Here is an 18,704-nt window from a genome sequence, read left to right on the forward strand (position 1 = left end):
GTACCCGATGGAGGACTTTCCGATGCGCCCGTCGCCCGATGCCGTCGCCACGCTGAAGCTGGCCATCCAGACCGTCACCCAGAGCGCCTTCCAGACCGTTCTGCCGCTGCTGATCCGCGCCGGCATCCGCCGGTTCATCGTCGGCCTGTGGTTCGCCATCATGTTTTCGCTGTTCGGTCTGCCGTGGACGCAGCGTGGTGCCGATCACGGCGGAGCGAACGGGGCGCGCGTCACGCCGTGGTCGGTCATGGCACGGCAGCACGAGGCGCGTCCGGCGGCCGTCCCCAATGAGCAGACACGCCATGACGACATGACGGCCGACATCGCCGCCGGCTCTGCGCGCGCCGACCGCGAGCCGGCCGACGCCGGCAGCGAGCGCCGACGGTTCAAGACGCGCGGCCCGGCCGTCTGGTGGCTGTGATGAGTCGACCAGCGCCCGCGCTTGCACCGGCCCACGGGGATCGTCAGCATCACGACGATCTGCTGGTGCCGCCATCGATGCTCGAACGCCTGCTCAAGCCACATCCGAACTGTCTGGCGATCGTCATCGGCCGCGGCGGCCGACTGTCCAGCAACAGCTGGTTTCCGGTGATCAACCTGGTCTGGCTGTTCTGGGTGTTCGCCGCGCCGTGGTTCGGCAATTCGTTCAAGTGGTCGCAGCTGCTGATCACCTACGCCTCGGTGCTGCCGTTCCTGTGGCTGTATCTAAGCGCCTGGTATCGCGACCGGCGGCATCTGCAGCGATTGACCGCGGCGCTCGCGGCGTTCGCGCTGATCTCGGTGCCGGTGATCCAGAGCTGGTCGTACATCATCTACGCGAGCGTGCTGCTGATGTACGAGCGGCCGCCGCGGACGGCGCTGATGCTGCTCGGCGCGTACATGGCCGCGTTCGTGGCGCTGTCGCTGGTCAATGGCTGGCCGCTGCTCGGCACCGGCGGCGCCGTGCTGACCTGTGCCGCCATCTCGCTGATCAATCTGTTCTTCATCATCGATGCCCGTCACGACCACGCGCTGCGCCTGACGCAGGCGGAAGTGCGGCGCCTCGCCGCGAGTGCGGAGCGCGAACGCATCGGCCGCGACCTGCACGACCTGCTCGGGCACACGCTGTCGCTCATCGCGATCAAGAGCGAACTGGCCGATCGCCTGTTCGAGCGGGACCCGGTTGCCGCACGCCGCGAACTGCGCGAGCTGCATACCGTGGCGCGCGATTCGCTGGCGCAGGTCCGCACCGCAGTCACCGGCATCCGCGCGACCGGCCTCGCGGCCGAGCAGGTTTCCGCGCGCCTGCTGCTGGAATCGTCGAACGTGGCCTTGTCCGGCATCGAGCCGATCGGCCCGCTGCCCGCCGAAATCGACGCCGCGCTGGCGATGTGCCTGCGCGAAGCGGTGACCAACATCCATCGACACGCCAACGCCCGGCAGGTGCAGCTTGAACTGCGTCAGGAGCCGGGCCTGATCGAGCTGCGCGTGACCGACGACGGCTGCGGCGGCGTCGACCCGCGCCGCTACGGGAATGGCCTGCAAGGCATGCAGCAGCGGCTGGCGGCGCTCGGTGGCAGTCTTGTCGTCGAATCCCCGGCCGGCCGCGGCACGACGCTGCGCCTGCGCCTGCCGCAAGCGCAGCAGGCCGCTGCCAGTCCGCAAGCGCGCGCCTCCGATGCTGCACCGATGCAGGAACCCGCCGCCGCCGTGATCGCCCATGAACCCGGATAGCGCGAGCGGCAAGCAGCTCGGGGCGCTGCGCGTGCTGCTGGCCGAGGATCAGGCGATGGTGCGCGGCGCGCTGTCGGCACTGCTGAATCTGGAGCCGGACATCGACGTGGTCGGGGCCTGCGCCGATGGCGAAGCGGCATGGCTGGCGCTGCAACAACTGAAGCCGGACCTGCTGGTGTCGGACATCGAGATGCCAAAGCTCAGCGGCCTGGAGCTGGCGGCACGCATCGCCGAGCGCGGGCTCAAGACCCGCGTCGTGATCGTCACGACCTTCGCCCGCGCCGGCTACCTGCGGCGCGCGCTCGATGCCGGCGTGGTCGGCTATCTGCTGAAGGACGCACCGGCCGAACAGCTGGCCGAAGCGCTGCGCAAGGTCAGCCGCGGCGCGAGGGTGATCGATCCGCAGCTGGCGCTCGAAGCCTGGTCCGAGCCGGATCCGCTGAACGAGCGCGAGCGCCGCGTGCTGCGGCTGGCCGGCGAAGGCGTGGCCTCGGCCGACATCGCCGCGCAGCTGCACCTGTCGCACGGCACGGTGCGCAATTACCTGTCGGAGGCAATCGGCAAGCTCGGCGCGGCCAACCGGATCGAGGCCTATCGCATGGCGCGCCAGAAAGGCTGGCTGTAGGCGTTCAGCCGGCCGCCACTGCCGCACGATCGACAGGCCCGTCATTCGGCCGGCCTTTCCGGCCAACCCGGCATCGAACGGGACACGGGCGGCCACGCGCAGCGGCAGAGAAGGCGCTCTGCGGCGATACTGGTGACCTGATTCGCCGATCACGCGGCCATCGCCTGCCACGGTACCGATGGCGACGCTCTTTCCGGCCCGACTTCCGCCTCTCTCGTTGACCATGCCCAGCGTCTCGAATCCCGATTTCACCGTGCCTTACGAACGGGCCGGCAGCGGCCCGCCGCTGCTGCTGATCCACGGCACCGGCGGCGACGGCCGCAGCAGCTGGGCCAGCCTTGCCCCGAAGCTCGGTGACCAGCGCACGCTGCTGATGCCGAGCTATTCCGGCAGCAATGGCGCCTGGGACGCCGGAATCGACGCCGGCGCGCCGCTGACCGTCGAGCTGCTGGCGCGGCAGGTCGGTGCCGTCGCCGACGATGCGGCGCCGGATGGCGTCGTCGATGTCATCGGCTTTTCGCTCGGCGCGGTCGTCGCGGCCGCCTACGCCGCGCGCGAGCCGCGGCGCATCCGCCGGCTGGTGCTGCTGGCCGGCTGGCCGAGCAGCGCCGACGCGCGTCTGCAGCTCGGCATCCGCCTGTGGCTGGACCTGCACCAGTCCGATCCCGCCGCATTCGTGCGGCTGGCCACGACCTTGGCGTTCAGCCCGGGTTTCCTCAGCACCATCGGCGAGGTCGGTGTCGCGGAGCTGCTGCGCTGGCAGCCGTCCAGCGACATCCGCCGTCAGCTGGAGCTCGATCTGGTCGTCGACCTGCGCGCGGAACTGCCGAAGATCGTCGCGCCGACCCTGGTCATCGGCTGCCGTCAGGACCAGCTGGTGCCGGTGGAAAATGCTCGGGCGCTGCGTCAGGCCATTGCCGGCAGCGACTATCTGGAACTCGATTGCGGCCACATGGCCGGCATCGAGCAGCCCGAGGCCCTGGTGGCTGCGCTGCGCGGTTTCCTGTTCGACTGAGGCGCAGCACCTGCGCCGGCATTGGCGGCCCGGCCTTGGCGGCAACGATCGCTCCCGGACATGAAAAAGCCGCGCCCGGATCGCGCCGGACGCGGCTTTTTCACACCGTGGCTCAGCGCGAGAAGTTGCGCACAAAGTCGTAGATCACGCGGGTGCCGTCGATGTCCTGCGTCGTGCGGCCGATCAGGCCGATCTGGTAGTCGTTGCCCGGCCAGGTATGGCCGCCGCGATTGATCGTGTAGAAGCGCACCGGGTCGTTGCTGGCGCAGCTGTTGTAGCTGTCGAGTTCGACCGTGGTGCGGTCGTTCGCGACATCCGGCAGCAAGGTGTGCACCGGCGGCGTCAGGCAGCGGTTGAGGTTGGCGAAGAACAGCGCGCTGTCCGGTGCCGACGACAGGCCGATGCGCTGGTTGTAGTTGACGCGGGTATCGGCCGTGCCGTTCATCGCCAGAACCGGCGTCGGCAGCGACGGCGCGCAGTTGTCGCGCAGCGTGTTCAGCAGGGTCGACGACACGTAGGCGGCGGCGGCAATGCGGTTCGGACGCTCGCAGACGTAGCGCATGGTCATGAAGCCGCCGGCGGAGAAGCCGAACATCCAGACGCGGCGGGAATCGATCGGATACGCCGCGACGGTGCCATCGATGATCGTGGTGATCAGGCCGACATCGTCCGCCTTGCGGCGATCACGCACCGGATCGAAGCTCCAGGTGCGGCCCAGCGCATCCGGAATGACGGCCCAGATGCCGGTGTCGCGCACCAGCTGGCTGATCGCGATCAGATTCGCCATCTCTTCCGGATCGCCACCGGCGTAGTGCAGCACGACCATCGCCGGCACGCGGCCAACCGGGTTCGCGACCGGGCGGATGTACAGCACGCGGTTCTGGCGGCCATCGAACTGGACCTGCGTCTCGAAGCTGGTGACGCCATCGACCGGGATCAGGCGGGACAACTGGGCCTGAGCCGGCATGACGGTCGTGGCGCCGGCGGCGAGCACGACAGCGGCGATCTGGGCGAGCCGACGACGGGCTCCGGACACGAGTTTCTGGATCAGCATGTTGGGGACTCCACCTGAACGATTGATGCCGCGATCTGTCTGTGCGCACCGCGCGGCTGGCGATGCCTCGGTTTGAAGTCTAGAGGCCTCGCGCGCGCGCTTCCTTGCACAAATCAAGAACTTGAGCGCGTCGGTCGGTTTCCCGCTACCGGTCATCCTGTGAAATAGTTGTCAACAGACAGGCGGCGGAGCAGCGGCCGTGAACGGTCAGCGGCCCGGTCGCGCGGGTCAGCGCAGCCGCGTGCGCTCCCACGAGCCATAGGTCGGATTCGGCAGCAGCACGTAATCGCGACCGAAGCGCCCCGGATCGCCCGAGTTCGCCTGCGTCAGGTCCGGAAAGTCCTTGATGTTGTCGCCGACGAACAGCACGACCGCCAGCGGCGGCAGCTTCGCGTCCGGAATGCCGCGCTTCTGCACCTGTTCGAAGCGGCGGGTCTTGTCGCGATCCTTCGCGCCGGTCGACAGCAGCACGGCATCGAACTGGATGCCGATCGCCGCGAGGTTCTCGCGGGTCGCCTGCAGATGCTTCGGCGCTTCGCGGTTGCTGACCACGATCAGCTTGCCGCCGAGCTTGCGCACCACTTCACTGAAACTGACCGCGCCGGGCAACGCCGTGGCCAGCCGGGCTTCGACCCACTGCGTCCAGCGGGCGTCGTCGAACGTCGTCCAGTGGCGGAACTGCGATTCGCACTCGAACACGCTGTTGTCGATCAGCGTTTCATCGGCATCGGCGATCACCGCCCAGGTGCCCGGCGTGCGGCCTTGCGCCGCCTGCTCGACCAACTGCGTGGCGCGCTGATAGGCCTGCCGGTACGCGACCTTCTGCTCGGCCGACACCCGATACCAGCGCAGCGCGCGGCTGGCGTCGCCGCGGGCATCGAGGCGGCTGCAACTGGTCTTGAAGTCCGGCGGATACGGCGACTCGGTCGCGCGTTCGACACCGAGAGTGGAACAGCCGGCGAGGAGCGCGGCGGCGGCAAGCAGGAACGGACGAAGCATGGCGAACGGGACGTGGCGGAGGGTCAGCCGCCAGCGTAGTGGCCGCGGCATGGAGCCGCCACCCCCGAACACGTCCGCCGCTAGCCGCGCGCGCGCTCGATGATCCGGGTCGTCGAATAGCCGTCGTGAAAATCGAGGATCACGACCTGCCCGCCGTTCGCCTTCACCACCTCGTGTCCCGCGACCTGCTCGGGCCGGTAGTCGCCGCCCTTGACCAGCAGATCAGGCAGCACGGCGGTGATCAGCCGCAGCGGCGTGTCTTCCGAAAACGGTACGACCCAGTCGACGCACTTCAGCGACGCCAGCATCCGCATGCGGTCGTCGGTGGTGTTCAGCGGCCGGGTCGGGCCCTTCAGGCGCTTGACCGAGTCATCGGTGTTGACCGCCACCACCAGCACGTCACCGAGCTTGCGCGCCGCCTCCAGATAGCGGACGTGGCCGACATGCAGCAGATCGAAGCAGCCGTTGGTCATGACCACGACCTGCCCCTGCCCCTGCGCGTGACGGACCCGCTCCAGCAACTCCGGCTCGCTCAGCACTGCGCTGTCGTCCTCGTGCTGGCGGCGGATCGCGCGCAGCAGCTCGGCCTGCGTGACGGTGGCCGTGCCGAGCTTGCCGACGACGATGCCGGCCGCGAGATTGGCGATGCGCGCGGCGTGCGCGAAGTCGTGCCCGGCGGCGAGCGCGGCGCCGAAGGTCGCGATCACGGTGTCGCCGGCGCCGGTGACGTCGAACACCTCGCGCGCTTCGGTCGGCAGGTGCAGCGGTGGCTGGTTCGGCGCGAGCAGGGTCATCCCGTTCTCGCTGCGGGTGACCAGCAGCGCGTCGATACCGAGGTCATCGCGCAGCTTCGTGCCCTTGGCGACGATCGTCGCCTCGTCCGGGCACGGGCCGACCACCGCTTCAAGCTCCGACAGGTTCGGCGTGATCAGGGTCGCGCCGCGGTACGGCCGCCAGTCGCTGCCCTTGGGATCGACCAGCACCGGCCGGTTCGCGGCGCGGGCGGCGGCAATCATCGCCACCGTGTCGACCAGCGTGCCCTTGCCGTAATCGGACAGGATCACGACCTGGGCGTCGTCCAGCGCCGCCTTGAAGCTGGCGAGGTAGTCGGCACGGTTGAAGGCGCCGTCGACCGCCAGCGATTCCTCGAAATCGAGCCGGATCAGCTGCTGGTTGCGGCTCAGCACGCGCAGCTTGGTAATCGTCGGACACGACGCGGTGTCGGTGAACACCGGGATGACCTGACGCGCCAGCAGTTCGGTGCGCAGCTTCGCCGCCGCCTCGTCGCGCCCGACCACGCCCAGCAGCCGGGTCTGGCCACCGAGCGACGCGATGTTCAGCGCCACGTTCGCGGCACCGCCCGGACGGGTCTCGTCCTTCTGGATGCGCACGACCGGCACCGGCGCTTCCGGCGAGATGCGGCCGGTCGGCCCGACCCAGTAGCGGTCGAGCATCACGTCGCCCGCGACGAGCACCCGGGCGTCGGAAAATCGGGGGATCGCAGTCTGCATGCTCGTCACCGGGCGCCGTGAGCCGCCTGACCGCTCGCGGTCAGGCGTTCGGAGAAGCTGACGATGCCATTCAAGGCATCGTCAAAACGCTTCCCCTCACCATCGCCCGCGACGAGCACCCGGGCGTCGGAAAATCTGGGGATCGCAGTCTGCATGCTCGTCACCGGGCGCCGTGAGCCGCCTGACCGCACGCGGCCAGGCGTTTGGCGAAGCTGACGATGCCATTCAAGGCATCGTCAAAACGCTTCGCCTCACCATCGCCCGCGACGAGCACCCGGGCGTCGGAAAATCGGGGGATCGCAGTCTGCATGCTCGTCACCGGGCGCCGTGAGCCGCCGCGATCACTGCATCCCGGAAGCTCACGCGGCGCGACCGGTCAGGCGGCCTTGGCGGCGGCGGCGTTGGTGTAGGCCAGCCACTCCGGGTATTCGCTGCGCTGGCCCTTGACCGTGGCCGCGTACAGCGCCTGCAGCTTGGCGGTGATCGGGCCGCGCGTGCCGTTGCCGACGGCACGGTTGTCGACTTCGCGGATCGGCATCACTTCGGCGGCGGTGCCGGTGAAGAAGGCTTCGTCGCAGATGTACAGCTCGTCGCGCGTGATGCGGCGCTCCTTGACCTCGATGCCTTCGTCGGCAGCGAGCTGCATGATGGTCTTGCGGGTGATGCCGTCGAGGCAGGAGTTCAGGTCCGGCGTGTGCAGCGCGCCGTCCTTCACGAGGAAGATGTTCTCGGCGCTGCCTTCGGCGATGTGGCCGCTCATGTCGAGCAGGATCGCCTCGTCGTAGCCGTCCTTGATCACCTCGTTCAGCGCCAGCATCGAGTTGATGTAGTTGCCGTTGGCCTTGGCCCGGCACAGCATCGAGTTGACGTGGTGGCGGGTGTAGCTCGACGTGCGCACGCGGATGCCGCGCTCGACGTTGTCCGCACCGAGGTAGGCGCCCCAGGTCCAGGCGGCGACCATGACGTGGGTCTTCAGGTTGTCGGCCCGCAGGCCCATGCCTTCGGCACCGTAGAACACCATCGGCCGCAGGTAGGCTTCCTTCAGCTTGTTGGTGCGCAGCACTTCCAGACAAGCCTCGTTGATCACCTCGTGCGAGAACGGCATCTTCATGCCGAGGATCTTCGCGGAGTTGAACAGGCGCTTGGTGTGGTCTTCCAGCCGGAAAATCGCCGTGCCGGTCGGCGTGTGGTACGCGCGAACGCCTTCGAAGCAGCCGACGCCGTAGTGCAGCGTGTAGGTCAGGACATGGGTGTTGGCTTCGCGCCACGGCACCATTTCACCGTCCAGCCAGATGAAACCATCACGGTCGGCCATCGTCGTCATTGCATCAATCCTCGAAGTTTCGCGGTCCGGACCGGTGGATGGAGTGCTGCGGGCGTCCGGGGTGTTGCTGATGAGCCGCGCATTATAAATTGGCAAGCGCCCGAACACTGCCGAAAACGGCATCCGGGCGGATTTCTTTCAGGCAGTGGGTGTGGCCCAGCGGGCAGACCCGCTCGAAGCACGGGCTGCACGACAGCCGCAGGTAGTGAATGACGGCGGTCGGCGTCATCGGCGGCGTGTGATCCGGCGTCGACGAACCGTAGATCGCGACCACCCTCGCGCCGGCCGCGGCGGCGATGTGCATCGGCCCCGAATCGTTGCAGACCACTGCCTGCGCGACGCTGACCAGATCGATCACGTCGACCAGGCTGGTGCGTCCGCAGAGGTTGATCGCGGCACCGTCGGAGGCCTGCGCGATGGCCTCGCCCAGCGCCTGTTCCTTGGCCGAGCCGATGATCCAGCTGCGCACGCCACGCTGCCCCAGCTGGGTGGCGAGTGCGGCGAAGTGCTCGGCCGGCCACTGCTTGGCCGGGCCGTATTCGGCCCCTGGCATCAGCGCCACGGCCGGCTCAGAGCCCAGCTCCAGATCGCGCACCAGCCGCAGCGCGCTCGCCGGATCGGCCCGGAAGCGCGGCGCCGGCACCGTCGGCGCAGCCCCGGCATCCCCGTCGTCGGCCAGCGCGACGAAGCGCTGCGGCGTGGTTTTCAACAGCGACTTGTCGAGCCGGCGCAGGTCGTTCAGCAGGCCGTAGCGCAGTTCGCGGGCATAGCCGGTGCGCCGCGGAATGTTGGCGAAGAACGGCACGACGCCAGATTTCCACGAGTTCGGCAGCACGATGGCCTGGCCATAGCGCTGATCGCGCAGCGACATTCCGAGCCGGCGCCGCCCGCCGAAGTTGAACTCGCCATGGGCGAACGGCAGTTCGATGCCGCGGCGAACCTCCGGCATGCGGCCGATGATCGGCAGCGACCAGCCGGGGGCCAGCACGTCGATCGCGGCATCCGGATGCTGCTGCCGCAGCCGGATGAACAGCGACTGCGCCATCACCATGTCGCCGACCCAGGCCGGTCCGACGATCAACAGGTCATTTGCCATCGGGTCAGGATTCAGCGGCGGGCTGCGCGGACGGGGCCGGGGTTCGATCAGGGCCGACGACGGTGCCGCCGGTCGCGGCAGTTTATCGCGGCGCAGCAAGCCGCCTTATCCTTGCGCGCCCGCCGCGGCCTCCACTTCACCCGGTGCCGCCTACCCGACCTGCCCGACGATGCGTTCCGTGACTTCCGCGGCATCCCCAGCACCCGCCTCCTCCGCTCGCCCGTGGCTGGCCGCCGTCATGGGCCTGAGCTTCGTCGTGATCTGGTGCACCGGCTACCCGGCCGGCAAGATCGTGGTCGGCCACAGCGGCCCGTTCACCGCACTGTGCCTGCGCTTCGCCGCTGCGGCCGTGATCTTCGGCGTGCTCGCGGTGGTTGGCCGCGTGGTCTGGCCGGGCTGGCGCGAAGGCCGGCACAGCGCCGTCGTCGGCCTGCTGCAACTGGCGATGCAGTTCGGCGGGGTCTACGGCGCGATGCGGCTCGGCGCCAGTGCCAGCCTCGCGGCCCTCGTCATCGGCGCGATGCCGCTGAGCGTGTCGGCGTTCTCGCTCCTGCTGGGCGAACGGATCGGCCGGCTGCAAGGGCTCGGGCTCGCCGTCGGCTTCAGCGGCGTCTGGCTGGTGATCGGCGACAGCATCGCCGATGCCCGTGCGGACATCTGGTCGATCGTCGCCCTGCTGGTCGGCCTGCTCGGCATTTCCTGCGGCACGCTGTACCAGAAGCGCTTCGGCTCGCAGGTCGATCTCAGAGTCGGCCTGTTCATCCAGAACGTCGCCGGCGCGGCCGTGCTGCTGCCGCTGGCGCTCGGGCTGGAAGGGCTGTCCTTCGATGGCAGCACGAGGTTCTGGCTGGCCAGCAGCTGGATCGTGCTGGTGAACTCGGTCGGCGGCTTCGCGCTGCTGTTCCTGCTGATCCGCAATGGCGCGGCGACGCAGGTGGCCGCGCTGTTCTATCTGGTGCCGGCGGTCGGCGCGATCATGGGCCACTTCACGCTGGGCGAAGTGCTGACCCGGATCGAGATCATCGGCTTCTTCGTCGCCGCGCTCGGGGTGTATCTCGGCACGCGGCCGGTCAAGCCGGCCGCAGCCTGAGCCACGCGCCGCCGGGCGGCTGCGCGTGGCCCGGTGCGATCAGGCGTCCTTCTTCGCCGCCGCCTTCTTCTTCGACTTCTTCGCCGGAGCCGGCTTCTCGACATCGGCCGCGACCTGCATCTTCACGATCTTGCTCGGGTCGTTGACCGCGCCGTTGGCGGACGGATCGCCCTTCTTGATCGCGTCGACGAATTCCATGCCGCTGACGACCTTGCCCCAGACGGTGTACTGACCGTCGAGGCGCGGCGCGTCGCCGAACATGATGAAGAACTGACTGTCGGCCGAATTCGGGTCCGAGGCACGCGCCATCGAGACGACACCGCGACCGTGATGCTCGGATGAGAACTCGGCGGCCAGCGTCTTGCCGGAGCCGCCGCTGCCGTTGCCGTACGGGTCGCCGGTCTGGGCCATGAAGCCGTCGATGACGCGGTGGAAGGTCAGACCGTCGTAGAAGCCTTTGCGGGTCAGTTCCTTGATCCGGGCGACGTGCTTCGGGGCCAGGTCCGGACGCAGCGCGATGACCACACGGCCGGCCGGCACGTCGAGATAGATCGTGTTTTCGAGGTCAAGCGGCTTCGCGGCATCGGCCGGTGCGGCAGCGGCAAGGGTGGCGGCCGAAAACAGCGCGGTGGTGGCCAGCAGCAGGCGGGCAAGCAGTTTGTTCATGGGTGTGGGCACTTTCACGGGCTCGGGTGGGCATCGACCGGGCGCGCAGGGCGCGGCGACCGACGAAATGGGCGGCGAAAGTGGACCACATTGCCGCTGGCGCCGCCAAGACCGGCGCCGACCCTTGAATGACGCAGCGCAACAACGGCGCGAAAACGCTGCGCTAAACTCGCGGCATGAATTTCTTCATCGTGGTGGGCGGGCTGATCGGGCTCGCGGTGAATGGCTGGAAAGGCGCGCTGTGGGGCGCCCTGATCGTCTGGGCGGTGCTGCCGCTGCTCGGGCGCCTGCTGCTGCGCACGGCGGTCAAGAAGATCACCAATGTGCAGTCGCAATTCCTCGACGCGACGTTCGCGGTGATGGGCGCGATGTGCAAGGCCGATGGCCAGGTCTCCGCCAACGAGATCAAGGTCGCCGAGGCGCTGTTCGATCAGCTCCGGCTCAGCGGCGAGGCGCGCGACGCGGCCAAGCGCGCGTTCAATCGCGGCAAGGCACCGGAATTCGATCTGGACGCCGAGGTCGACCGCTTTGCCCAGGTCACGCGCGGCCAGCGCGTGATGCAGCAGTTGTTCCTGCAGGTGCAGGTGTCGGCCATCGCGGCCGACGGCGCGCTCCACCCGGCCGAACACGAGATGCTGCTGCGCATCGCGCGCCGGCTCGGACTGTCCGAGCACGACGTGACCATGCTCGAGGCGATGCTGCGCGGCGGCGGACCGTTCGGTGGTGGCGACGGCGGCTCCGCCGGCAGCGGCGGCAGCCATCGCCGCAATGATCCGAACGCATTGGCCGACGCCTACGCCGTGATCGGCGTGCCGCCGACGGCCAGCGATGCCGAGGTGAAGAAGGCCTATCGCCTGCTGATGAGCCAGAACCACCCGGACAAGCTGGCCGCGAAGGGCCTGCCGGAAAGCATGCGGGCGATGGCCGAGGAAAAGACCCGGCAGATCACCGCCGCGTACGACCGCATCGAGCAGCACCGCCGCGCCACGGCCAGCGCCTGATCGATGTCGCCACGGCAAGGCCAGCGATCATCGATACTCGCGCGATGAAACCGGGATCGATCGATGCGAACGCTGCTGACTGTCGTGGCAAGCCTGTGGCTGTTGACCGGATGCGCCGCTAACGTGAAACCCGTGCCCGAATTGCCCGCAGCGGTCTCCGGCGAGCGTCGCGAGATCGACAGCGCCGCCGGCCGCCTCAGCTATTACGCGGCGGCGCCGCAGCAGAAATCGGATCAGCGGCCGCTGCTGCTGATCCACAGCATGAACGCCTCCGGTTCCGCCTACGAGATGCGGCCGATCCACGAGCACTGCCGCGAGCAGCGCCCGGTCTATACGGTCGACCTGCCCGGCTTCGGCTTTTCCGAGCGCAGCGATCGCGTCTATTCGCCGCGCCTGATGACCGACGCCGTGCTGGCGATGGTCGACGAGATCCGGAAAATCCATGGCCCGGGGGCAATCGATGCCGCGGCGCTGTCGCTGTCGGCGGAATTCCTTGCCCGCGCGGCGGTCGAGCGGCCGGATGCCTTCGCGCACCTCGCACTGATCAGCCCGACTGGTCTCAGCGGCAAGAAGAAGCGCCTCGGTCCGGCCGGCGCCAGCCGCGGTCAGGGCTGGCTGTACAAGACCTTCACCTGGTCCGGCTGGGACGATGGCGTCTACGGCCTGCTGACGCGGCCCGGCACCATCCGCTACTTCCTCGAACGGACCTGGGGCGGCAAGAACATCGACGAAGGCCTGTGGGCCTACGACGTGCTGAGCACGCAGCAGCCGGGGGCCAAGCACGCGCCGTTCTATTTCGTTTCCGCGTTCCTGTTCAGCGCCGACGTCAACGCGCTCTACGATCAGCTGCGGATGCCGGTCTGGGTGTCGCACGGCGTGAAGGGCGACTTCGTCGATTACCGCGGACAGGTCTGGTACGAAGACCAGCCGAACTGGCAATTCACCGTGTTCCAGACCGGCGCGCTGCCGCAGTTCGAAGCCGAAGACGCATTTCTGACGGCTTTCGATCGCTTTCTGGCTGGTGAGCGGCCGTAGACCGAGGCATTCTGCGAGCTCACGAGGAGATCGCACCATGCGCGCAACCAAGCGCCAGACCGTCGCCAAGCGACTGAATCCGCTGGACTGGACCTTTCTCGCCGGCGAGTCCGGCGACACCATGATGCAGGTCGGCGCGCTGATGCCGTTCTCGCCGCCGCCGGATGCCGATCCGTCGCTGCTGCGCGATCTGATGGACGAGGTGCGCGAGACCGCGCGTGCCTACGCGCCGTGGAACCTGAAGCTCAAGCATCCGAACTGGCTGGCCTCCCCACTGCAGGGCTGGGTCGAGGACGACGACTTCGACGTCGAGTACCACATCCGCCGCTCGGCACTGCCGTCGCCGGGCGACGAGCGCGAACTCGGCATCCTGGTGTCGCGCCTGCACAGCCACCGCCTCGATTTCCATCGCCCGCCGTGGGAAGTGCACTTCATCGAAGGCCTGGAAGGCGGCCGCTTCGCGATCTACTTCAAGGTGCATCACGCGCTGGTCGATGGCTACACCGGCATCCGCCTGCTGTCGAACAGCCTGTCGACGTCGCGCAAGGATCGTGAAACGCCGATGTTCTTCAGCATTCCGCCCCAGCCCCGCGAACCGCGCGCGCCGAAGCCGGTCGAGGACAAGGCCGCGAAGACGCCGACGCTGGAAGCCCTGCTGGCGCTGGCACGCGAGCAGATCGGCACGTCGCGGACGATCACCAAGGTCGTGTCGCAGACCGTGATGGGTGCCTGGAAGCCGGAAAAGGCGCTCGATCCGGCGCTGAAGGCGCCGATGCAGGCACCGAAATCGATCCTGAACCAGAAGATCGGCCGCAATCGCCGCTTCGCCACCCAGCAGTTCCCGCTCGAAACGCTGAAGGCCGTGGCCAAGCAGCACGGCGGCACCCTGAACGACCTGGTGCTGGCGCTGTGTGCCGGCGCGCTGCGCCGTCTGCTGCTGGAACTCGGATCGCTGCCGAAGGAACCATTGACGGCGATGCTGCCGGTCAACGTGCGGCCGAAGGACGACCCCGGCGGCGGCAATGCCGTGGGGGCGATCATCGCGTCGCTGGCCACCGACATCGCCGATCCGCAGGCGCGCTTCGCCGCGATCATCGCGTCGACCAACGCCGCCAAGGCGCAGCTGCAGGGCATGACCCGCAACGGGATCATGCAGTACGGCGCGGTGCTGATGGCGCCGCTGCTGCTGTCGCAGGTGCCGGGCGCGGCCGGTCGCCTGCGGCCGGCGTTCAATCTGGTCATCTCGAACGTGCCGGGACCGAGCAAGCCCCTGTATTTCCGAGGCTTTCTGCTCGATGCGTATTACCCGCTGTCGATCCCGCTGGCCGGCTACGGACTCAACATCACCGTGGTCAGCTACGTCGATCAGCTCAATTTCGGCTTCATCGGCTGCCGTGATGGCCTGCCGCACCTGCAGCGGCTGGCGGTGTACGCGAAAGCAGCCCTCGAAGACCTCGCCTGATCGCGCTCAAAATTCGCCTGCCCGTGTGAAGAACTCGCGTGACGGCGTCCGGCCGGGCACACTGTCGCCCGTAACAAACCATCCGTTCAATTCTAGCGGCCGATCCGGTCAGGATCAGGCTGCGCTCAGGGGAGATGTCGATGACCGGTTTCGAAGCGGTGCTGCTGTACATCGTCGTGATGATCGTGCTGGTGCTGAGCTACGCACTGCCACGCGTGCCGCAGGTGCTGATGGGCAAGAACAAGCCCGATGCCTGGGGCCGCGACAAGCCGTCGATCGACCCGGCCATCCTCGTTCGCGCGCAGCATGCGCATGCCAACGCGGTCGAGAACTTTCCGCTGTTCCTCGGCGTGGTCGTGATCGGCGCGCTGATGAACAAGAGCGCGGCCGTGATCGATCCGCTCGCGTTCTGGGTCGTCCACCTGCGCATCATGCAGGCCGTGATGCACCTGATCGGCACCTCGTTCTGGCTGGTGATGGCGCGTGCCACGTTCTTCCTGGCGCAGATCGCGCTGATCGCGACCATGGTCTGGGGCCTGCTGCACTGAGGCAACGCGACCGTTCGAGGTCTTGCAGGAGATCGGCCGCGCCGCCGAAGATCGCGTCATGGCCGATCTCCTGAATCTGAACAAGGCGCGCAAGCGCAAGGCTCGCGCCGAGGCCGAGGCCCTCGCCGCCGCCAACCGCGTGAAGTTCGGCCGGACCAAGGCCGAGAAGCAGCGTGACGCCGCGGCCGAAGCCGACGCCGCGCGCCGGCTCGACGGTGTCAAGCGCGAACGGCCGGCGATCGACGAGCCCTCGTCCGGCGGCGACACGCGCTGATCGTGTTTCCGCCCGCCCCGCCGCTGAGCCCGCGTCAGCGGGCCATCGTCTGGACCTGCGCACTGGCCGGCGGCCTGCTGCGGCTGATCTACGTGCTGGTGCTGCATCTGCCGACGCAGCACGTCTACAGCGACATGGGCGGCTACGTGCAGCGCGCGCTCGACCGTGTGGCCGGCAAACCGGAAGGCATCGCCGATTCGCTGTACCCGCCCGGGGCCTCGTGGCTGTTCGCGCAACTGCATGCGCTGGACCCGAATTCCGGGCTGACCGTCATCGCCCAGTGGCTGCTGTCGCTCGGCACGATGGCGCTGATCTTCGTCATCGCGCGTCGGCTGTACGGCAATCGCGCGGCCGTGCTGGCGCTGGTCGCGGTGACGCTGTACCTGCCACTGTTCCACTACGCCGGGCTGTTCCTCGCCGAAAACCCGTTCACCTTCTGCCTGCTGGCCGCCTACGCGCTGCTGATCGCCGCGCTGGAAGCGCCCACCCCGGCCGGTACGTTGCTGCTGGCGGCGGCGACCGGCCTGATGGCCGGCCTTGCGGCGTCGCTGAAGGCGACGATCCTGCTGCCGGTCGCGCTGACCGGCATCGTCACCATCGTCTGGCTGCTGAAGCAGAAGCGCCGCGGCGCGCTGACCCTGAGCTTCGGCGTCGCACTCGGGCTGGCGACCGTGCTGCTGCCGCTGTCCGAGCGCTGCACGCGGCTCGCGGAAGGCCAGTTCTGCCTGGTCAGCACCAACACCGGCATGAACGCGCTGATGGGCCATTACGGCGAGCGCGGGCCGTTCCAGTGGGTTGATGCCTCGCGCAACATCACGTTCTCGTTCCAGAGCCCGAGCGCCACCCTGCGCGGCTACACCGCCGGCGCCAACTTCAGCTTCGGCGCCTACGACGTGCCGGCGAACGTCGCCGTGCTCGAACGCGAGATTGCCGACCATCCGCTCGACGCCCTGCGCCTGAGCCTGCGCAACGTCGCCGATCTCGTCGTCGGCGGCACGCTCTGGCCCGCCGCGGTCTACGGCGGGCGCGACTGGGGCGCGGCCTACCAGATCGCGTTCTGGATCTTGCTGCTGCCGGCCGCCGGCGTGTGGCTGCTGCGGCGGCTGCCGCGGATGCTGCGGCTGCGCGAGGACACGCTGGCCGACTGGCTGCTGCTGACGCCGCTGCTGGGGCTGGCGCTGACCGCGTTCATTTCGCTCGGCGAAGTGCGTTTCCGCATTCCGTTCGATGGCTTCGTCATCGTGCTCGCCGCTCAGGGCTGGCTGATGCTGCTGCGCCTGCGCGAGCGGCACCGGCCGACGGCGGCACCGCCGCCGACGGTGCAGCGGCGCTAGCCCGCCGGCGCGACGATCCGCGCGCGGATCGCCTTCAGCTTGTCGATCACGGCCAGCCGATGGTCGCGGCCGATGCGCCACAGCAGGCGGCGTCCGGCGGAGGCGTTCTCCAGCGCCGGGTCGGCGTACTCGTTGTAGACCTTCGGCTTCACCAGCGCGATCGGTTCCGGCACGTCCGGTGTCGCGATCAGGTGATCGAGCACCTCGACCACACGATTGTTGAAGCGTCCTTCGGGGTAGCCCAGTTCGCGATACGCCTGCTGGAAACGCGGATACCAGCGGAAGTACAGCGCGACCAGCGCGTCGGTATCGATCACCTGCAGCACCGTCACCGCCGAACCGTAGCGCGGCGCATTCAGCACGCCGATGGTCCAGCCGCTGGCGGCGGGGTCGACGTCGAACGGACCCTCGACCGGCTTCAGCGGCCGCAGCTTCAGCGCCACGCGATCACGCGGCAGGTTGTCGATGGTGACGACGATGCGCCGCACCAGCAGATCCGGAATCAGCCAGCCGTCGAGCGTGGCCGCGCCGGGCACGGCGAGCAACGCTTCGCGGAAGGCGCCGTCGCTGTCATCCAGCGCAGGCATCGGGGGCGCGTCCGGTGCCGGCGGCGGCACCGGGAAGTCCGGCGCGGGCGGTGCCGGCTCGGTCACTGGCGTGGCCGCCACCGGAACCGGTGCCGGCGGGGGCGGCGGCGGCGGTTGCAGCCACAGCCAGACGCCGATGGCGACGGCGACGAGTGCCGCCAGGACCAGACCCCAGCGCGTCGCAGTCATCGCAGTCTCCGGCTTGCGTTGATGTCCGTCGCCGACGGGACGGCGCGGGCTTCATGAAGATTCATGACCGGTTCATCATTGCCATGATGAACTCTTGGCAAATCGTCGCGCTTTTTTGCGAATTGCGCCAATCGACCACCATTTTCGCGAAATCACCCGAGTCCGCTTGTCATGACACCCGAAGTAGAACGTGCCCGCTCCGAGCTGATCGAGCGGCTGATGCTCACCGACCCCAGCTATGACGAGAGTTTCGATCGCATTGTCCGCCTGCTCAAAGCGCTGACCGGCGCCTCCGCCGCCGCCTTCACGGTGCTCGATGGCGGCCGCCAGTTTTACAAGGCTCATGACGGACTTTCAGCGCGCGAGACCCCGCGAGATATCTCTTTCTGCACCCACACGATCGAGCAGACCGATCTGCTCGTCGTTCGCGATGCGCGTCACGATCCGCGCTTCGCCAGCAGCCCGCTGGTCTGCACAGAAGATGGTCACTGCTTCTACGCCGGCATGCCGGTGCGGGCGCCGAGCGGCCTGCCGCTCGGCGCGCTGTGCATCCTCGATGCCCAGCCGCGCGAGATCGGACTGCGCGAACGCGAAGCGATCGCCGATCTGACCGGCGCGCTCGAGGAAGCGATCATGCTGCGCAGCCTCGCCGTGATCGACCCGCTGACCGGCCTGTTCAACCGCCGCCATTTCGAGGACACGGTCGGCCGCGAATGGCTGCGCGGCTTCGCGGCACAGAAGCCGCTGAGCCTGTTCATCGTCGACGTCGATCACTTCAAGAAATACAACGACGCCTACGGCCACCCGGCCGGCGACGCCTGCCTGCGGGCCGTGGCCGGCGCGCTGCGGATCGGCGCGCGCCGCGTCGGCGACGTGCTCGCGCGGATCGGCGGCGAGGAGTTCGTGCTGCTGCTGCCGGGCACGACGATGGCCGATGCGCTGGAAGTCAGCGACCGCATCCGCGAAGCGATCGCGCTGCTGGAGTTGCCGCACAGCGCGTCGCCGCTCGGCACCGTCACGATCTCGATGGGCGTCTCGCTGGTGCCGGACCCGACGGCCGAAACGCTGGCGTCGGCGATGGCGCGGGCCGATGCCTCGCTGTATCGCGCCAAGCAGCACGGCCGCGACTGCGTCGTCATCGCCGACGACTGAGCGCCGCGCGCGATCACGCGCGCGACGAT

Annotated in this window: 21 protein-coding genes; 12 read left to right on the forward strand and 9 right to left on the reverse strand. The window is 68.5% G+C overall.

All coding sequences use genetic code 11. The features are described 5' to 3' along the window. Nucleotides 1-22 precede the first annotated feature (22 nt). From QZ951_RS01720 to QZ951_RS01735, 4 genes are all read left to right on the forward strand, one after another. Nucleotides 23-421, forward strand: a complete 399-nt coding sequence (locus tag QZ951_RS01720) for a hypothetical protein (RefSeq protein WP_292997892.1) — start codon at nucleotides 23-25, stop codon at nucleotides 419-421. Further along, nucleotides 421-1,713: a sensor histidine kinase gene (locus tag QZ951_RS01725; RefSeq protein ID WP_292997894.1), complete on the forward strand. Its 1,293-nt coding sequence runs from the start codon at nucleotides 421-423 to the stop codon at nucleotides 1,711-1,713. Before QZ951_RS01720 ends, QZ951_RS01725 begins: the two co-directional genes overlap by 1 nt. Next, nucleotides 1,700-2,338 carry a response regulator transcription factor gene (locus tag QZ951_RS01730; RefSeq protein WP_292997896.1) on the forward strand — a complete coding sequence of 213 codons (639 nt, stop codon included), beginning with the start codon at nucleotides 1,700-1,702 and terminating at the stop codon, nucleotides 2,336-2,338. Before QZ951_RS01725 ends, QZ951_RS01730 begins: the two co-directional genes overlap by 14 nt. Before the next feature lie 223 nt (nucleotides 2,339-2,561). Beyond that, the gene (locus tag QZ951_RS01735) at nucleotides 2,562-3,353 is read left to right on the forward strand and encodes an alpha/beta hydrolase (RefSeq protein WP_292997898.1); all 792 of its coding nucleotides are present in this window, start codon (nucleotides 2,562-2,564) and stop codon (nucleotides 3,351-3,353) included. 112 nt (nucleotides 3,354-3,465) lie between these two features. Here QZ951_RS01735 and QZ951_RS01740 read toward each other — a convergent pair whose 3' ends face one another. The 7 genes from QZ951_RS01740 to waaF all read right to left on the reverse strand — a co-directional run bounded on the left by QZ951_RS01740 (nucleotide 3,466) and on the right by waaF (nucleotide 9,337). Continuing rightward, entirely contained in the window at nucleotides 3,466-4,407 is a 942-nt protein-coding gene (locus QZ951_RS01740) for a PHB depolymerase family esterase (protein WP_292997900.1), read from the reverse strand. Between the two features lie 228 nt (nucleotides 4,408-4,635). Next, on the reverse strand, nucleotides 4,636-5,406 hold the full coding sequence (locus tag QZ951_RS01745) for an HAD family acid phosphatase (protein WP_292997902.1): 771 nt from the start codon (nucleotides 5,404-5,406) through the stop codon (nucleotides 4,636-4,638). Nucleotides 5,407-5,486: 80 nt separating this feature from the next. Next, nucleotides 5,487-6,917, reverse strand: coding sequence for a bifunctional D-glycero-beta-D-manno-heptose-7-phosphate kinase/D-glycero-beta-D-manno-heptose 1-phosphate adenylyltransferase HldE (gene hldE / locus QZ951_RS01750; RefSeq protein WP_292997904.1), 1,431 nt, complete (start codon nucleotides 6,915-6,917; stop codon nucleotides 5,487-5,489). Nucleotides 6,918-6,922: 5 nt separating this feature from the next. Beyond that, complete coding sequence (locus tag QZ951_RS01755) at nucleotides 6,923-7,072, reverse strand: hypothetical protein (RefSeq protein ID WP_292997906.1); 150 nt, start codon at nucleotides 7,070-7,072, stop codon at nucleotides 6,923-6,925. A 5-nt stretch (nucleotides 7,073-7,077) separates the two neighbouring features. Beyond that, a complete protein-coding gene (locus QZ951_RS01760; protein ID WP_292997908.1) occupies nucleotides 7,078-7,227 on the reverse strand; it encodes a hypothetical protein in 150 nt (49 codons plus the stop codon). Nucleotides 7,228-7,293: 66 nt separating this feature from the next. After that, nucleotides 7,294-8,241, reverse strand: a complete 948-nt coding sequence (locus QZ951_RS01765) for a branched-chain amino acid transaminase (protein ID WP_292997910.1) — start codon at nucleotides 8,239-8,241, stop codon at nucleotides 7,294-7,296. A gap of 82 nt (nucleotides 8,242-8,323) precedes the next feature. Next, nucleotides 8,324-9,337 (reverse strand): lipopolysaccharide heptosyltransferase II, encoded by a 1,014-nt coding sequence (gene waaF, locus QZ951_RS01770; RefSeq protein WP_292997912.1) that lies wholly within the window; start codon nucleotides 9,335-9,337, stop codon nucleotides 8,324-8,326. A gap of 169 nt (nucleotides 9,338-9,506) precedes the next feature. Here waaF and QZ951_RS01775 point away from each other — a divergent pair, with 169 nt between their 5' ends. After that, nucleotides 9,507-10,427, forward strand: a complete 921-nt coding sequence (locus QZ951_RS01775) for an EamA family transporter (protein WP_292997914.1) — start codon at nucleotides 9,507-9,509, stop codon at nucleotides 10,425-10,427. A gap of 39 nt (nucleotides 10,428-10,466) precedes the next feature. Here QZ951_RS01775 and QZ951_RS01780 read toward each other — a convergent pair whose 3' ends face one another. Further along, nucleotides 10,467-11,093 (reverse strand): peptidylprolyl isomerase, encoded by a 627-nt coding sequence (locus QZ951_RS01780; protein ID WP_292997916.1) that lies wholly within the window; start codon nucleotides 11,091-11,093, stop codon nucleotides 10,467-10,469. Nucleotides 11,094-11,269: 176 nt separating this feature from the next. Here QZ951_RS01780 and djlA point away from each other — a divergent pair, with 176 nt between their 5' ends. From djlA to QZ951_RS01810, 6 genes are all read left to right on the forward strand, one after another. After that, nucleotides 11,270-12,094: a co-chaperone DjlA gene (gene djlA / locus QZ951_RS01785; RefSeq protein ID WP_292997918.1), complete on the forward strand. Its 825-nt coding sequence runs from the start codon at nucleotides 11,270-11,272 to the stop codon at nucleotides 12,092-12,094. A 132-nt stretch (nucleotides 12,095-12,226) separates the two neighbouring features. Continuing rightward, entirely contained in the window at nucleotides 12,227-13,129 is a 903-nt protein-coding gene (locus QZ951_RS01790) for an alpha/beta hydrolase (protein ID WP_292997920.1), read from the forward strand. Between the two features lie 37 nt (nucleotides 13,130-13,166). After that, on the forward strand, nucleotides 13,167-14,591 hold the full coding sequence (locus QZ951_RS01795; RefSeq protein WP_292997922.1) for a wax ester/triacylglycerol synthase family O-acyltransferase: 1,425 nt from the start codon (nucleotides 13,167-13,169) through the stop codon (nucleotides 14,589-14,591). Between the two features lie 140 nt (nucleotides 14,592-14,731). Further along, nucleotides 14,732-15,139, forward strand: a complete 408-nt coding sequence (locus tag QZ951_RS01800; protein ID WP_292997924.1) for an MAPEG family protein — start codon at nucleotides 14,732-14,734, stop codon at nucleotides 15,137-15,139. A 58-nt stretch (nucleotides 15,140-15,197) separates the two neighbouring features. Beyond that, nucleotides 15,198-15,413 carry a DUF4169 family protein gene (locus QZ951_RS01805; RefSeq protein ID WP_292997926.1) on the forward strand — a complete coding sequence of 72 codons (216 nt, stop codon included), beginning with the start codon at nucleotides 15,198-15,200 and terminating at the stop codon, nucleotides 15,411-15,413. 2 nt (nucleotides 15,414-15,415) lie between these two features. Beyond that, nucleotides 15,416-16,747: a glycosyltransferase family 39 protein gene (locus tag QZ951_RS01810; RefSeq protein WP_292997928.1), complete on the forward strand. Its 1,332-nt coding sequence runs from the start codon at nucleotides 15,416-15,418 to the stop codon at nucleotides 16,745-16,747. Here QZ951_RS01810 and QZ951_RS01815 read toward each other — a convergent pair. Further along, nucleotides 16,744-17,523, reverse strand: coding sequence for a DUF3014 domain-containing protein (locus QZ951_RS01815; protein WP_292997930.1), 780 nt, complete (start codon nucleotides 17,521-17,523; stop codon nucleotides 16,744-16,746). The genes QZ951_RS01810 and QZ951_RS01815 overlap by 4 nt on opposite strands. Before the next feature lie 171 nt (nucleotides 17,524-17,694). On the opposite strand from QZ951_RS01815, the gene QZ951_RS01820 reads away from it, so the two are divergent. After that, entirely contained in the window at nucleotides 17,695-18,675 is a 981-nt protein-coding gene (locus QZ951_RS01820) for a diguanylate cyclase (RefSeq protein ID WP_292997932.1), read from the forward strand. The last annotated feature ends 29 nt before the right edge of the window (nucleotides 18,676-18,704 follow it).

The sequence above is a fragment of the Nevskia sp. genome (assembly GCF_021732705.1).
Classification (GTDB): domain Bacteria; phylum Pseudomonadota; class Gammaproteobacteria; order Nevskiales; family Nevskiaceae; genus Nevskia.

What these genes read in the sequence shown, in the direction of transcription:
- QZ951_RS01760 (WP_292997908.1), bottom strand. Translation starts at nt 7,227, where the DNA reads ATGCAGACTGCGATCCCCCGATTTTCCGACGCCCGGGTGCTCGTCGCG.
- waaF (WP_292997912.1), bottom strand. Translation starts at nt 9,337, where the DNA reads ATGGCAAATGACCTGTTGATCGTCGGACCGGCCTGGGTCGGCGACATG.
- QZ951_RS01775 (WP_292997914.1), top strand. Translation starts at nt 9,507, where the DNA reads ATGCGTTCCGTGACTTCCGCGGCATCCCCAGCACCCGCCTCCTCCGCT.
- hldE (WP_292997904.1), bottom strand. Translation starts at nt 6,917, where the DNA reads ATGCAGACTGCGATCCCCCGATTTTCCGACGCCCGGGTGCTCGTCGCG.
- QZ951_RS01720 (WP_292997892.1), top strand. Translation starts at nt 23, where the DNA reads ATGCGCCCGTCGCCCGATGCCGTCGCCACGCTGAAGCTGGCCATCCAG.
- QZ951_RS01745 (WP_292997902.1), bottom strand. Translation starts at nt 5,406, where the DNA reads ATGCTTCGTCCGTTCCTGCTTGCCGCCGCCGCGCTCCTCGCCGGCTGT.
- QZ951_RS01735 (WP_292997898.1), top strand. Translation starts at nt 2,562, where the DNA reads ATGCCCAGCGTCTCGAATCCCGATTTCACCGTGCCTTACGAACGGGCC.
- QZ951_RS01815 (WP_292997930.1), bottom strand. Translation starts at nt 17,523, where the DNA reads ATGACTGCGACGCGCTGGGGTCTGGTCCTGGCGGCACTCGTCGCCGTC.
- QZ951_RS01740 (WP_292997900.1), bottom strand. Translation starts at nt 4,407, where the DNA reads ATGCTGATCCAGAAACTCGTGTCCGGAGCCCGTCGTCGGCTCGCCCAG.
- QZ951_RS01725 (WP_292997894.1), top strand. Translation starts at nt 421, where the DNA reads ATGAGTCGACCAGCGCCCGCGCTTGCACCGGCCCACGGGGATCGTCAG.
- QZ951_RS01730 (WP_292997896.1), top strand. Translation starts at nt 1,700, where the DNA reads ATGAACCCGGATAGCGCGAGCGGCAAGCAGCTCGGGGCGCTGCGCGTG.
- QZ951_RS01755 (WP_292997906.1), bottom strand. Translation starts at nt 7,072, where the DNA reads ATGCAGACTGCGATCCCCAGATTTTCCGACGCCCGGGTGCTCGTCGCG.
- QZ951_RS01805 (WP_292997926.1), top strand. Translation starts at nt 15,198, where the DNA reads ATGGCCGATCTCCTGAATCTGAACAAGGCGCGCAAGCGCAAGGCTCGC.
- QZ951_RS01800 (WP_292997924.1), top strand. Translation starts at nt 14,732, where the DNA reads ATGACCGGTTTCGAAGCGGTGCTGCTGTACATCGTCGTGATGATCGTG.
- QZ951_RS01780 (WP_292997916.1), bottom strand. Translation starts at nt 11,093, where the DNA reads ATGAACAAACTGCTTGCCCGCCTGCTGCTGGCCACCACCGCGCTGTTT.
- QZ951_RS01820 (WP_292997932.1), top strand. Translation starts at nt 17,695, where the DNA reads ATGACACCCGAAGTAGAACGTGCCCGCTCCGAGCTGATCGAGCGGCTG.
- QZ951_RS01765 (WP_292997910.1), bottom strand. Translation starts at nt 8,241, where the DNA reads ATGACGACGATGGCCGACCGTGATGGTTTCATCTGGCTGGACGGTGAA.
- djlA (WP_292997918.1), top strand. Translation starts at nt 11,270, where the DNA reads ATGAATTTCTTCATCGTGGTGGGCGGGCTGATCGGGCTCGCGGTGAAT.
- QZ951_RS01795 (WP_292997922.1), top strand. Translation starts at nt 13,167, where the DNA reads ATGCGCGCAACCAAGCGCCAGACCGTCGCCAAGCGACTGAATCCGCTG.